At 63.7% G+C, this 13,321-nt stretch carries 11 protein-coding genes; 4 read left to right on the top strand and 7 right to left on the bottom strand.

What is annotated here, in order from left to right; all coding sequences use genetic code 11:
- Nucleotides 1-250: 250 nt before the first annotated feature.
- From EDC35_RS06835 to EDC35_RS06820, 4 genes are all read right to left on the bottom strand, one after another.
- On the bottom strand, nucleotides 251-979 hold the full coding sequence (locus EDC35_RS06835) for a cytochrome c1 (RefSeq protein WP_132976500.1): 729 nt from the start codon (nucleotides 977-979) through the stop codon (nucleotides 251-253).
- Nucleotides 976-2,220 carry a cytochrome b gene (locus EDC35_RS06830; RefSeq protein ID WP_132976499.1) on the bottom strand — a complete coding sequence of 415 codons (1,245 nt, stop codon included), beginning with the start codon at nucleotides 2,218-2,220 and terminating at the stop codon, nucleotides 976-978. Before EDC35_RS06830 ends, EDC35_RS06835 begins: the two co-directional genes overlap by 4 nt.
- Entirely contained in the window at nucleotides 2,220-2,816 is a 597-nt protein-coding gene (gene petA / locus EDC35_RS06825) for a ubiquinol-cytochrome c reductase iron-sulfur subunit (RefSeq protein WP_132976498.1), read from the bottom strand. The genes EDC35_RS06830 and petA overlap by 1 nt, the downstream gene beginning before the upstream one ends.
- 197 nt (nucleotides 2,817-3,013) lie before the next feature.
- Nucleotides 3,014-3,766, bottom strand: coding sequence for a Nif3-like dinuclear metal center hexameric protein (locus EDC35_RS06820; protein ID WP_132976497.1), 753 nt, complete (start codon nucleotides 3,764-3,766; stop codon nucleotides 3,014-3,016).
- 299 nt (nucleotides 3,767-4,065) lie between these two features.
- Between EDC35_RS06820 and EDC35_RS06815 the strand changes: the two genes are divergently transcribed.
- Nucleotides 4,066-4,368, top strand: coding sequence for a FeoA family protein (locus EDC35_RS06815; RefSeq protein ID WP_132976496.1), 303 nt, complete (start codon nucleotides 4,066-4,068; stop codon nucleotides 4,366-4,368).
- Between the two features lie 6 nt (nucleotides 4,369-4,374).
- The gene (gene feoB, locus EDC35_RS06810; protein ID WP_132976495.1) at nucleotides 4,375-6,699 is read left to right on the top strand and encodes a Fe(2+) transporter permease subunit FeoB; all 2,325 of its coding nucleotides are present in this window, start codon (nucleotides 4,375-4,377) and stop codon (nucleotides 6,697-6,699) included.
- Between the two features lie 16 nt (nucleotides 6,700-6,715).
- On the opposite strand, the gene EDC35_RS06805 is transcribed toward feoB, so the two are convergent.
- The 3 genes from EDC35_RS06805 to EDC35_RS06795 form a co-directional block, all read right to left on the bottom strand.
- Nucleotides 6,716-7,225, bottom strand: a complete 510-nt coding sequence (locus tag EDC35_RS06805; RefSeq protein ID WP_132976749.1) for a SixA phosphatase family protein — start codon at nucleotides 7,223-7,225, stop codon at nucleotides 6,716-6,718.
- 94 nt (nucleotides 7,226-7,319) lie between these two features.
- A complete protein-coding gene (locus tag EDC35_RS06800) occupies nucleotides 7,320-8,207 on the bottom strand; it encodes a fructosamine kinase family protein (protein ID WP_132976494.1) in 888 nt (295 codons plus the stop codon).
- Nucleotides 8,204-8,809, bottom strand: coding sequence for an HNH endonuclease (locus EDC35_RS06795; protein WP_132976493.1), 606 nt, complete (start codon nucleotides 8,807-8,809; stop codon nucleotides 8,204-8,206). The genes EDC35_RS06800 and EDC35_RS06795 overlap by 4 nt, the downstream gene beginning before the upstream one ends.
- 125 nt (nucleotides 8,810-8,934) lie before the next feature.
- Between EDC35_RS06795 and EDC35_RS06790 the strand changes: the two genes are divergently transcribed.
- Both EDC35_RS06790 and argS read left to right on the top strand, forming a co-directional pair.
- On the top strand, nucleotides 8,935-11,136 hold the full coding sequence (locus EDC35_RS06790) for a primosomal protein N' (RefSeq protein ID WP_132976748.1): 2,202 nt from the start codon (nucleotides 8,935-8,937) through the stop codon (nucleotides 11,134-11,136).
- A 402-nt stretch (nucleotides 11,137-11,538) separates the two neighbouring features.
- Nucleotides 11,539-13,320, top strand: coding sequence for an arginine--tRNA ligase (gene argS, locus EDC35_RS06785; protein ID WP_132976492.1), 1,782 nt, complete (start codon nucleotides 11,539-11,541; stop codon nucleotides 13,318-13,320).
- Nucleotide 13,321 lies beyond the last annotated feature (1 nt).

Raw genomic sequence — 13,321 nt, 5'->3', positions numbered from 1 at the left:
CTTCTCCAACTGCGGCTGAGCCCGACAGGGCTCGGTCAATTCATATCGCCGATCAGTCCGGATCGGCTGTATTGGGGAGATCCGCACGAGTCGGCGGAATGCGCGGCGGCATCATCGCCACGGATCACCCGACGGACGGCAGGCAGAACCGATAACAAAAGCGCACCGGAAGGCCAAGTATAGACCCGCCGCAACGCGGGGAGACGAAAAACAGCGGCCTCTGTTCAGAGGCCGCTGAACCGGGGTCAGATCAGTGCACGTCTTTCCAGAACTCTTTCTTCATCAGATAGGCAATGATGAAGAGGAAGCCCAGGAAGAGCAGCACATAGAGACCGAGCCGCTGACGTTCGAGCTGGATCGGCTCGCCCGCATAGGTCAGGAAGGCCGTGATGTCGCGCACCATGGCGTCATATTCCTGAGGCGACAGCCTACCCTGCTTAACCAGTCTGACACCTGTCACCACTGGCGCGCCAGCGGCGTCATGCCCCATGACCGGCTCCTGGATGCCCTGGAGGTCGCTCAGACCATGCGGCATGCCCACAGCGGGGAAGACCACATTATTGACGCCATAAGGGCGTGTCGGATCGACGTAGAAGCTCTTCAGGTAGGTGTAAACCCAGTCCGGCGAACGCCAGCGGGTCACCAGCGTCAGATCGGGCACCGCCACGCCGAACCAGGCCAGCGCGTCTTCCGGACGCATGGCGTTCTCCATCAGATCGCCCGGCTTGGCCTCGCCGAACAGCAGGGTCTCGCGCAGCGTCACTTCGTCGATATCCAGATCCTTGGCGAGACGGTTGTAACGCATGTACTGCAACGAGTGACAACCCATGCAGTAGTTGACGAAGTATTTGGCTCCGCGTTGCAGTGATCCCTGATCGTGCAGGTCGATGTCCGCTTTTTCCAGATGCGGGCCGGCGCCAGCAGCCAGCAGAATGCCCGGCGACAGCAGCAGCAGGGCGGTGATGATCAGCTTTCTCATGAGGTCACCCTCTCCGGAACAGGCTTGGTCTTATCCAGCGAGCTGTAGATCGGCATCAACAGGAAGAAGGCGAAATACAACGCGGTGAAGATCTGTGAGAGCAGTGTGTAGAAATCCGACGCTGGCTGCATGCCAAGCCAGGCCAGGGCAATGAAGGACACCACGAAGATCGCGGTCGCCGTCTTAAAGATCGGCCCCTTATAGCGCATCGATTTCACTGGGCTGCGGTCCAGCCAGGGCAGCACAAAGAGAATCAGAATGGCGCCAAACATCACCACCACACCGGGGAACTGAGAATTCCACATCGGCGGTACCGCACGCAGCATGGCGTAGAAAGGCGTGAAATACCAAACCGGCGCGATATGCGGAGGGGTCAGCATCGGGTTGGCCGGCTGGAAATTGGGAGCCTCAAGAAAGATGCCACCCATGGTCGGCGCATAAAACATGATGACGCTGAAGATCGCCAGGAAGACCACGGCGCCCATGAAATCCTTCACGGTGTAGTAGGGATGGAAGGGGATGCCGTCGGCTGGCGCCTTGTCGCTCCAGCGATTGCCCTTCGGTCCTTCCTTGATCTCGATGCCATCCGGGTTGTTCGAGCCGACATGATGCAGCGCGACGATATGCAGGAACACCAGTGCCGCGATGATGAACGGCAACAGGAAATGGAAGGCGAAGAAGCGGTTCAGTGTTGCGTCCGAGATGACATAGTCGCCGCGCACCCACACCGAAAGATCGTCGCCGACCACCGGCACCGCCGCGAAGAGGTTCACGATGACCTGCGCACCCCAATAGGACATCTGGCCCCAGGGCAGCAGATAGCCGAAGAAGGCGGTCGCCATCATCGCCAGATAGACAATCACGCCGATGATCCACAGCAACTCGCGGGGCTTGCGATAGGAGCCCCAGAGCAAGGCACGGAACATGTGCAGATAGATGACGATGAAGAACATCGAGGCGCCGGTCGAGTGCATGTACCGGATCAGCCAGCCCCAGTCGACATCGCGCATGATGTACTCGACCGAGGCAAAGGCCAGGGTCGCGTCCGGCTTGTAGTTCATCGCCAGCCAGATGCCGGTGACGATCTGAATCACCAGCGTCAGGATCGCCAGGGAACCGAAGAAGGACCAGAAATTCAGGTTCTTCGGGGCATAGTATTGCGAGACATGGTTGCGCCAGGTCTCGGTCAGCGGGAATCGTTTATCGATCCAACTGAGGTTTTCGGTCTTGTCACCGCTCATCAGGCCGCTCCTCCTCGGTCTTCACCAATCAGGATGGTGCTCGCATTGAGATAGACATGCTTCGGGATCCACAAATTGGTCGGCGCTGGCACATTCTTGAAGACACGGGCCGCCAGATCAAAGCGCGAGCCATGACAGGGGCAGAAGAAGCCGCCTTTCCAATCGGCGCCCAGATCGTCAGGCGCGAACTCGGGCCGGAAGGTCGGGGAGCAACCCAGATGGGTACAGATACCGATTGCTACCAGATACTCCGGCTTGATCGAGCGTGTGGCGTTCTTGCAATAAGCCGGCTGGTGGTCCACTTCTGAGTTGGGATCAACCAGCTTGGGATCATTGCTCGGTAGCGCCGCAATCATCTCGGGCGTGCGGTGCACGATCCACACCGGCTTGCCGCGCCACTTGACGCGCAGCAGGGCACCCGGCTCCAGCTTGCTGACATCCGCCTCGACCGGCGCACCGGCGGCCCGAGCGCGTGCGCTCGGGTTCATCGATGCGACGAACGGGACAAGCGCGTAACCGGTGCCCACGGCACCGACCACGCTGGTCGCGGCGACGAGCACTCGTCGCCTCATTTTGTTCACGCCTTGCGCGCTCATAGGCCAATATCCCCCGGCTGATGCAAGCACCGCCACCCGCTATCTTGGCGGAAACCCCACGCAGCTTGGATGAAACTTCAGGTGGAAAGGTTAGAAAAACGACATTTGTCTGCGAAATCGACCGCGCATTCTCTGCGATTCAGCCGAGACAGGTCAAGGAAAAAGCCGCAAACATCGGCTTTTCCAAGATTTTCGCTTCAAGCAGGATTGTCGATGTCGATAAAGCGATGCCACAGACCGAAGCGTCTAGCTAAATGCATGCCAAGCGCCTGGACACCATCGCGTTCCGTTGCATGATGGCCCGCCGCCAGATAACTGATCCCGGTTTCACGCGCCAGATGAGTGGTCTGCTCGGACAGCTCACCGCTCAGAAAGGCATCCACGCCAAGGGCGGCGGCCTGTTCGAGATAACCCTGCCCGCCGCCGGTGCACCAGGCAATTCGCGCGATGGGAGCACGATCCTGCCCCACCAGGACGACGCGGCGCTCAAGCTGCCGCGACACCCGTTCGGCCAATTCCTCGGGCGCCGCCGGGGCCGGCAGCCGACCGGTCCAGACCAGACCATTGGCGAGCGACGTGGGCTGGCTGTCGAGAAACCCGAGCCGGACACCCAGGGTCGCGTTATTGCCGACCTCGGGATGCGCGTCGAGGGGCAGATGATAGGCGATCAGACTGACGCCCGCGCGGAGCAATGTCCTGGCGCGACGCCCTTTGATGCCGGTCAGACAGGGATTTTCGTTTTTCCAGAACCAGCCATGATGAACCAGGATGGCGTCGGCGCCCTCCTCCATCGCCGCCTCAATGAGCGCCGCACTGGCGGTCACACCGCTCACCAGCCGGCTCACCGGACGCTCGCCCTCGACCTGCAAACCGTTCGGGGCGTAATCGGCGAAACGCGCCGCCTCAAGGAATTCATCGCAGTAGGCGACCAGGGCGCCGGGTTCGATCATGGTTTTTCCCTTCATATTAAACCGCACCCGGTGCGGTATGTGATCGCTGAGGATTGAGTCGGCCTGGGCAGAACCGGCGAGTGTTCGAGCGGGCGCGGCGAATGATGCACTCGGCGCTCTCGCCGGGACCGACTCGCGGGCCTGCCACACCGGCGCCACAGATTGATCGCGCTGCGCGATCTGGGCGCAGTTTAATACGGCACCCGGCCCATCGCAGAAATGCGGCGATGCCCCGGTTCGGGTTATGCTCAGACTTTCATCCATGATGCCTGACCGCCCCGCCTTCGTCATACCGAGCCATGCCTGACCCTGCTGCCGAACTCATCCGTCTCGCCGATCTCCCGCACGACACCGCCGCCTATCTCACCGAGATTCGGGGTGGACACCATCTGACCCGCCGTCTGCTGGCACTGGGGTTGCGCCAGGGCTGCCTCTTCAGCGTGGTGCAGCGACGCAGTCAGGGTCTGGTACTGGCCAGCGGCGAGGCGCGGATCGCCGTCGGCGCGGGGATCGCGGAGAAGATATGGGTGACGCCGACGGTCGCGCTGGCGGCTTCTGATTCATCGAACCCACCCTTGCCTGCCACTGGCGAGCCGGGGTAGCGCGCGATGGCCGTCATCTCCAGTCGCCCCGCCGCAACGGCTCATTCGCCCCAGCGCCCGCTCATCATCGCCCTGGCCGGGAATCCGAACTGCGGCAAATCGGCCCTGTTCAATGCCCTGACTGGTATCCGTCAGACCACCGGCAACTGGCCCGGCGTAACCGTCGAGCGCAAGGAAGGCGCACTGGAGCTGGACGGGCGCAAGATCCGGGTGATCGATCTGCCGGGGATCTATTCGCTCGATGCCAACTCGCTCGATGAGGTCGTCACACGCGATTATCTCCTGAGCCGCGAGTCCGATCTGATCGTCAATGTGCTGGACGCGGGCAATCTGGAGCGCAATCTCTATCTGAGCGTCCAACTGCTGGAGATGGGCGTGCCCATCGTGGCGGCGCTCAACATGATGGACGTGGCCCGCAAACGCGGCATCCAGATCGACAGCGGACAGTTGTCCGCCGCGCTCGGCTGCCCGGTGGTGCCAGTGGTCGCCGTCACCAAAGAAGGACTGACCGAATTGCAGGCGCGTCTGCTGGCGGTGGGCGAGGGACGCGAGCCGGCGGGGCTGGCGCTGGCGCATGGCGAGTGCGTCGAGGAGGCGGTCGCCGACCTGCTGCCGCAGATGACCGGCATCCCTGAGCGGGCCAACGCGCGCTGGCTGGCGCTGAAGCTGCTGGAGTCCGATCCGGCTGCGGAGCAGTCAGTCGAACCGGAGACACTGGAGCTGGCCGTGCGATGCCGCCACCGGATCGCCGAACGCACCGGCGAGGATGCCGATCTGCATATCGCCGACACCCGCTTCGGTCACGCCCACACGCTGGCCCAGCGGGTGGTGCGCGAGAGCCGGCGCATCGAGCGCACCCTGTCCGACCGCATCGACCGGGTGGTGCTGAACCGGGTCTTCGGCATCCCGCTCTTTCTGCTCATGATCTATCTGATGTTCATGTTCACCATGAACATTGGCGGCGCCTTCATCGATTTCTTCGATCTGGCCGGCCAGGCGCTCTTCGTCGATGGTCTGGGCGCACTGCTCGGCCATCTGGGTGCGCCGGGCTGGCTGACGCTGGTGCTGGCCGAGGGCATCGGCGGCGGTCTTCAGGTGGTCGGCACCTTCATTCCCATCATCGCCAGTCTCTATATCGTGCTCTCGATCCTGGAGGACTCGGGCTATATGGCGCGCGCAGCCTTCGTCATGGACCGCTTCATGCGCTCCATCGGCCTGCCGGGCAAGGCATTCGTGCCGCTGATCGTGGGCTTCGGCTGCAACGTGCCGGCGGTGATGGCGACCCGCACCCTGGAGAGCGAACGCGAGCGCAGGCTGACCATTCTCATGAATCCATTCATGTCCTGCGGGGCGCGGCTGCCGGTCTATGTGCTCTTTGCCGCCGCCTTCTTCCCGCGCTCGGGTCAGAATCTGGTCTTCGCGCTCTATCTCACGGGCATCGCCGTCGCCATCCTCTCGGGTCTGGCGATGAAGCACACGCTGCTCAAGGGCGACAGCTCGGGCCTGCTGATGGAACTGCCGCCTTATCATCTGCCCACGCTCAAAGGCGTGCTGCTGCGCACCTGGGACCGGGTCAAACTCTTTCTGCGCGAGGCCGGCAAGATCATCGTGCTCATGGTGCTGACGCTGAATCTCCTGGCTGCCATCGGCAGCGACGGCAGTCTGGGCAATCGCGAAAGTGACCGCTCCATCCTCGCCGAGGTCAGCCGTGCCGCCACGCCGCTCTTTGCACCCATGGGAATTCGCGAGGACAACTGGCCGGCGGTGCTCGGCGTCTTCTCGGGCGTGCTGGCGAAGGAGGTCATCGTCGGCACGCTCGATTCGCTCTATGGCCGACTGGCCGAGGATGCGGCGCCTCCCGCCACGCCCGAGCCATTCGATCTCTGGCGCGATCTGGGTGAGGCCGGCGCATCGGTGGGCACGAACCTCGCCGCGCTCGGCGAACGCCTGCTCGACCCGCTCGGGCTGGAGGTGGGCGACCTGAGCGACCTGGACACGGCAGCCGAAGAACAGGGTGTGCGTCAGGGCACCTTCGGCGCCATGGCCGCGCGTTTCGACGGCCAGGCCGGCGCCTTTGCCTATCTGCTGTTCGTGCTGCTGTATTTTCCCTGTGTCGCCACCATCGGCGCCATCGTGCGCGAGGCAGGCAGCGCCTGGGCCATGTTCGTCGGAGCCTGGACCACCGGCATCGCCTTTCTGACCGCGACGATCTTCTATCAGGCCGCCATCTTCGAACGCGACCCGCTGGCGGCAGGGTTATGGATCGGCGGCGCGCTGGGACTGCTGCTCGGGGTGCTGATGGGGCTGCGACTGTGGGCGGCTAAAAAATGAGAACCGACACCCTGGCTCACAAACCGCGCGGACGGGTCATTGAGACCAGATGTGCGCTGCCGGGGTCGAGCCGGCACCAGTCGTCCGGCATCTCGAATCGCGCCACAGTGGCGGTCGGCATGAGTTTGCCGTCTGCGGGGAGCTCCAGATCCTCACCGGCCAGATGTCTGACCAGATCCTCCAAGCCCGGGTTATGACCGATGAGCAGCACCGTTGCGGCTTCGCCGGGACAGTTCGCGAGCACGCCCAACAGCTCGGGCACTCCGGCCTCGTAAAGACGGGCCTCCCAGACGATACGGTTTTTCTTTAAGTCCAGCCGCTTGCAGACCTTGAGCGCGGTCTGGCGCGCACGCTCGGCGGGCGAGCTGACGACATGATCCGGCACCAGTCCTTCGCGATAGAGCCAGGAGCCGACCTTGGGCGCATCGTTTCTGCCGCGTTTGGCGAGCGGACGCGCGAAATCGGTCAGGCTTCCTGAGTCCCAGTCCGACTTGGCATGACGGAGGAGCAGGAGTTCGCGGCGCATCGGCATGGGGGGATTGGTGTCGTTCAAGCTGAAGGGTCAAAAGGCACAGGTGTCCAGACCCAACTTTTAACACATTCGTCATTTTTGCGTCACCTCAGCGGATCTCGGCGAGCAGACGCTCGATCATCGACTGAGACTGATGCAGGTAGCCGCCGCCGAACAGATTCAGGTGATTCAGGACGTGATAGAGGTTATAGAGGATTTTGCGGGTCACGTAACCGGGATCCAGCGGCCAGACCTCGCGGTAGGCGGCCTGGAATTCAGCGCCGAAACCACCGAAGAGTTCGGTCATGGCAAGGTCGGTCTCGCGGTCGCCATGATAGACGGCGGGATCGAAGATGACCGGCTGTCCGTCCGGGGTGGCGCCGATGTTGCCGCCCCAGAGATCGCCGTGCAGGAGCGAGGGCACGGGATCATGTCCAATCAGCGCATCGAGATCGGCCAGCAGACGTTCGCCCAGCGATTGCAGGCGACCGCCATAGCCATTGGCGGCGGCGAGGTGCAGTTGATGGCCCAGACGCCGTTCGCGCCAGAAATCAACCCAATCCCCGCAAGGTACATTGGGTTGCGGGGTGGAGCCGATGGTGTTGTCGCGGTGCCAGCCGCAGGCCGTTGCCGTCGCGCGATGCAGTTGCGCCAGTTGACGCCCGGCCAGCGCCCCATCGAGACGCCCGCCGAGATCCAGCCGTTCCATGACCAGATAACTCTGCTCGCCGACGACACCGGTGCAGATAGGCGCGGGGACGCGGATGGCGCCGGGCGCAGCCAGGGCGGTCAGCCCTTCGGCCTCGGCCTCGAACATGGTCAGACGCGCGGCGGTGTTGAGTTTGACGAAATAGCCGCGCGCGTCATCGCTCAACACAGCGGCGGTATTGATGCAGCCGCCGCTGATCGAACGCTGGCGCTGCACGCTGAAGGGCTGACCGGTTGCCGCGCCGATCCGTTCGGCGATGGCATCCCAGGTGAATCCCGCTCGGCTCACGCGGGAATTTCTCGTCCGAGCCGTCGATGCAGCGGGCTGGAGCGGGGGAAATGGGCGCGCAGAAACGCCATCTGATCAGCCAGCACATGGCGGCTCATCAGATAGATGTATTCGGCGTGGGTCGGCACGAAGGGAACCGCCAGCAGTTCCATCCCGGCCTCTTCCGGCGAGCGTCCGGCTTTATAGTGGTTACAGCGGATACAGGCCGTTACCACGTTGTTCCAGTGATCGGCGCCCCCTTTGCTGGTGGGACGGACATGGTCGCGTGAGAGATGACGGTCGGAAAAACGCTGACCGCAGTACATGCAGAGATGGTCGTCGCGCTGAAACAGGGTGCGGTTCGACAGCGGCGGGACATAGTCCTGCTGAAGTTTGTTCAGGGGATGGTGGAGACCGTGGGTGGCAATGATGGAGTGGATGTCCAGCCGGCTCTGGCGCTGAGTGACGGCGTTGACGCCGCCGCGCAGCCGGTAGAGCAGATCGCCACAGGCGTAGGCGACCTGGCCCAGAAAATAGAGCCGGGCGGCAGCCCGATAATCGACCCACTCCAGGGGCATGCCTGCCAAATCCGTTCGCAGTACCTGCTGATTCAGTGGCAACATGGCGGAAAACGGCTCGGAATTTGCGGGCATCATACACGCTGTCATCGATTGCGAAAACCCTGACGAGGTTTAACCTGGCGCCCTGTTCTGACTCCTGCGAGATCGCTTCAACGTCCAGTCTGATCCTGCGCGTCGCGGTGGCCGCGCCGCTGGCCGGGCTTTTCGACTATCTGCCACCAGCAATTCCGTCAGATCAGGCGCTGGTTCCCGGTCTGCGTTTGCTGGTACCGTTCGGACGCGCTCGCCGGGTCGGGATCCTCTTGGCGCTCGCCGCACGCACCGAGCAGGATCCCACGCGCCTCAAGCGCATCGAGTCCATTCTGGACGCCCGACCGTTGCTGTCGCCCGTGGATCTGCGTCTGATCGAATGGGCGGCGGCCTATTATCAGCAGCCAATCGGCGAGGCGCTGTTTACCGCCCTGCCGGCGCGTCTGCGCCAGCCCTCGCCCCTCCTGGATGACCGGGTTCCCGGGGTTCAGGTCACGCCCGCCGGACAGAACCGCGATCCGGCAAACCTGGGGCGGGCGCCCAGACAGCGCGAGCTGCTTGCACTGGTTCAGGCCGCTCCCGCCGGCCTCGCGATGAGCACGCTCAGACAGCGACTGGGCGACTGCGGCGGCCCTCTGCGCACACTGCGCGAAAAGGGATTGCTGACTCTCTGCCAACTCACGCCCGATTCGAGTCTGATACCGCCGCCACCCCTGCCGGAGACCAACCGGCCGAATCTCAACCCGGACCAGATGCTGGCGGTACAGGCGATCCTCGACGCCTTGGGTGGCTTTCGATCCTTCCTGCTCGACGGCGTGACCGGGAGCGGCAAGACCGAGGTCTATATCCGGCTGATCGAGTCAGTCATCGCCGCCGGGCGTCAGACGCTGGTGGTGGTGCCCGAGATCGGTCTGACCCCGCAGTTGCGCGAACGTTTCACGCAACGTCTGCCGGGACCGATCGCCGTGCTCCATTCGGCGCTCAATGCCAGCGAACGCGAGCGCAACTGGCACCAGGCGGCGCGGGGTGAGGCGACATTGGTGCTTGGCACGCGCTCGGCGGTCTTCGTGCCGCTGCCGCGTCTGGGCCTGATCCTGGTCGATGAGGAACATGATCCTTCGCTCAAACAGCAGGACGGCTTCCGCTACTCGGGCCGCGATCTGGCAGTACGCCGCGCGCAACTGGCCGGCTGTCCGGTCGTGCTCGGCACGGCGACCCCGTCGCTGGAAACCCTGCACAATGCCGGGACCGAACGCTATGGCTGGCTACGTCTGCCGCAACGGGCCGGCGCCGCCCGGCCGCCGACCATTTCGCTGCTGGACATCCGCAATCAACCGCTACAGGCCGGGCTCTCGTCCGTGCTGCGCGAGCACATGCACGCCGAGATCGCCGCCGGCAACCAGATCCTGCTGTTTCTCAACCGGCGCGGCTATGCCCCGGTCTTCACCTGTCACAGTTGTGGCTGGGTCGGCGGCTGTCCGCACTGCGATGCGCGTCTGACCCTGCATCTCCATCTCAAGCGTCTCTGGTGTCATCACTGCGACTGGTCGCAACCTCTGCCGAACCGCTGTCCCGACTGCCGGAGCGACGATCTGCGCATGCTGGGGCGCGGCACCCAACGGCTGGAAGACGATCTGCGTCCGCTGTTCCCGGAGACGACGATCACCCGTATCGACCGTGACAGCACGCGGCGCAAGGGCGAACTGGACCGTCTGCTCGGCACCGTTCAGCGGGGCGAGGCGCAGATCCTGCTCGGCACCCAGATGCTGGCCAAGGGCCATGATTTTCCGGGCGTGACCCTGGTTGGCATCCTGGATCTGGACCAGTCGCTCTATGCCAGCGATTTTCGCGCCCCGGAACGCACCGCCCAGCTCATCGTGCAGGTCGCCGGGCGCGCCGGACGTGCCGAGCGCCCCGGTCGGGTCGTGCTGCAAACCCGTCATCCCGAACATCCGCTGTTGCAGTCACTGCTGCGCGATGGCTATGCCGGTTTCGCGGCGGCGGCACTGGATGAGCGCCGCGCCGCCGAGCTGCCGCCCTTCGCCCATCTCGCCCTGCTGCGTGCCGAATCGCCCCAGGCCGAGGCCGCGCTCGCCTTTCTGCGCGAGGCGCGCGCGCTGGCGACAGGGCTGGAGCAGCCGTCGGTGCAATTACTGGGGCCGGTGCCCGCGCCGATGGAGCGCCGCGCCGGTCGCTATCGTGCCCAACTCTTGGCGCAGTGCGCCGAACGTCCGCGATTGCAGCAAATGCTGGCGCAGTGGAACACCGCCCTGCGCGCCCTGCCCCGCGTCAAAGGGCTGCGCTGGTCACTGGATGTGGACCCTCAGGATATGCTCTAAACCGCGTCCAGAGCGAGATGCTGAGTTTCGAGTGAGTTCGACGTTTGGCGCAGCCACGGCCCTTGGCTGGGACGCGGTTTAAAATTTTATATCTTTTAATATCTTAAGCCGCGCCGGATCACAGGGTCGTCGATGCCGCCAAAATCGATTCAAGCCAAAAACATCGCCTATCGCACGGAGCGCGGTTTAACGGGATCATGGCGCTACGCCACCCTCGGACGATGAAAGATACGCGGTGCCAATGACCAGCCCCACGGAGATTGCGGGCACCTGCCGCGCGACGTTCACGATAACGCCCGGATTCGGGTATCCTTAGCGCTACGCTTAGCACCGCATTATGGCTCCCGTGCCGGACGATCCAGCATCCGGGCATCGCTCTTCTTTTGGCAGTCGTCAATCCGCATGAAGCAAGACATCAAAGACCTCATCCGCGCCGCCCTCCAGGGACTTGTCAATCAGGGCCAGCTCGATCTGATCGAGCTGCCTGAGCCGCAACTGGAGCGCACCAAGGACGCCACGCACGGCGACTTCGCCACCAATGTGGCGATGGTGCTCGCCAAACTTGCCCGCGCCAAACCGCGCGATCTGGCCCAGCAACTGGTGGACGCCCTGCCCGCTTCGCCGCTGATCGCGCGGGTCGAGATCGCCGGCCCCGGCTTCATCAATTTCTTTCTGACCGAAGACGCTTACCGCGAGGTGGTGCCGCGCATCCTGGAGACCGGGCACGACTATGGCCGCAGCCGCATCGGCGCCGGCCAGCGGGTGCAGGTTGAATTCGTCTCGGCCAATCCGACCGGCCCGCTGCATGTCGGACACGGACGCGGCGCGGCCTATGGTTCAGTGGTCGCCGACCTGCTGGCGGCGGTGGGTTTCGACGTGCATCGCGAGTATTACGTCAACGACGCCGGACGCCAGATGGACATCCTCGGCACCTCGGTGTGGCTGCGTTATCTCGAACTCTGCGGCGAGACGCTGCGCTTCCCGAGCAACGGCTATCGGGGTGATTATGTGTGGGAGATCGCCGCCACGCTGCACCGCGAGCATGGCGATGGCTACCGGGTGGACGCTGAAACCGTTTTCGCCGATCTGCCGCCGGATACCCCGCAGCAGGGTGAGCCCCAGGACCAGCCCGGCGACAAGGAGGCCCATATCGACGGGCTCATCGCCGCCGCCAAACATCTGCTCGGCGACAACCGTTATCGCTATGTCTTCGAGCTGGGACTCAACACCATCCTCGACGACATCCGCGCCGATCTCGCCGAATTCGGGGTCGAGTATCAGGAATGGTATTCGGAACGCTCGCTGACCGAGAGCGGCGCGGTCAACAAGGCCATCGGGCGGCTGCGCGCATCCGGCCATCTCTACGAGCAGAACGGCGCGCTCTGGTTCCGCTCGACCGCCTTTGGCGACGAGAAGGATCGGGTGGTGGTGCGTGAAAACGGCCAGAGCACCTATTTCGCCTCCGACATCGCCTATCACGCGGACAAGCTCGAACGCGGCTTCAACCGCGTCATCGATATCTGGGGCGCGGATCATCACGGCTATATCCCGCGCGTCAAGGCCGCACTCCAGGCGCTGGGCGACGATACCGAGCGGCTCGACGTGCTGCTGGTGCAGTTCGCCATCCTCTATCGCGGCGGCGAGAAGGCGCAGATGTCCACCCGCTCGGGCGAGTTCGTCACCCTGCGCGAACTGCGCCAGGAGGTCGGGCGCGACGCCGCGCGCTTCTTCTATGTGATGCGCCGCTGCGAACAGCATCTGGATTTCGATCTGGATCTGGCCAGATCCGAGTCCTCGGACAACCCGGTCTACTATGTCCAGTATGCCCATGCGCGGGTCTCCAGCGTGCTGCGTCAGGCGGCGGACAAGGGCATGACGGTCGATCCGAGCCCCGGCACGGTCAATCTGGAGCGGCTCACCGAGAATCATGAGCAGATCCTGCTGCGCACCCTGAACCGTTATCCCGAAGTGGTCGAATCCGCTGCGCTCAAGGCCGAGCCACACCAGATCACTCAGTATCTGCGCGAGCTGGCCAACGACTTCCACACCTATTACAACGCCCATCAGTTCCTGGTCGCGGATGCCGTTCTGCGCGACGCGCGTCTCAAGCTGATCCTGGCCGCACGGCAGGTGTTGCGCAATGGCCTGGGGCTGCTCGGCGTGTCGGCCCCGGAGAGCATGTAAA

The sequence above is a fragment of the Thiobaca trueperi genome (genome assembly GCF_004342175.1).
Classification (GTDB): Bacteria; Pseudomonadota; Gammaproteobacteria; order Chromatiales; family Chromatiaceae; genus Thiobaca; species Thiobaca trueperi.
The sequence above is the reverse complement of the archived record's forward strand: the minus strand, read 5'-3'. Positions and strand labels throughout refer to the sequence as shown.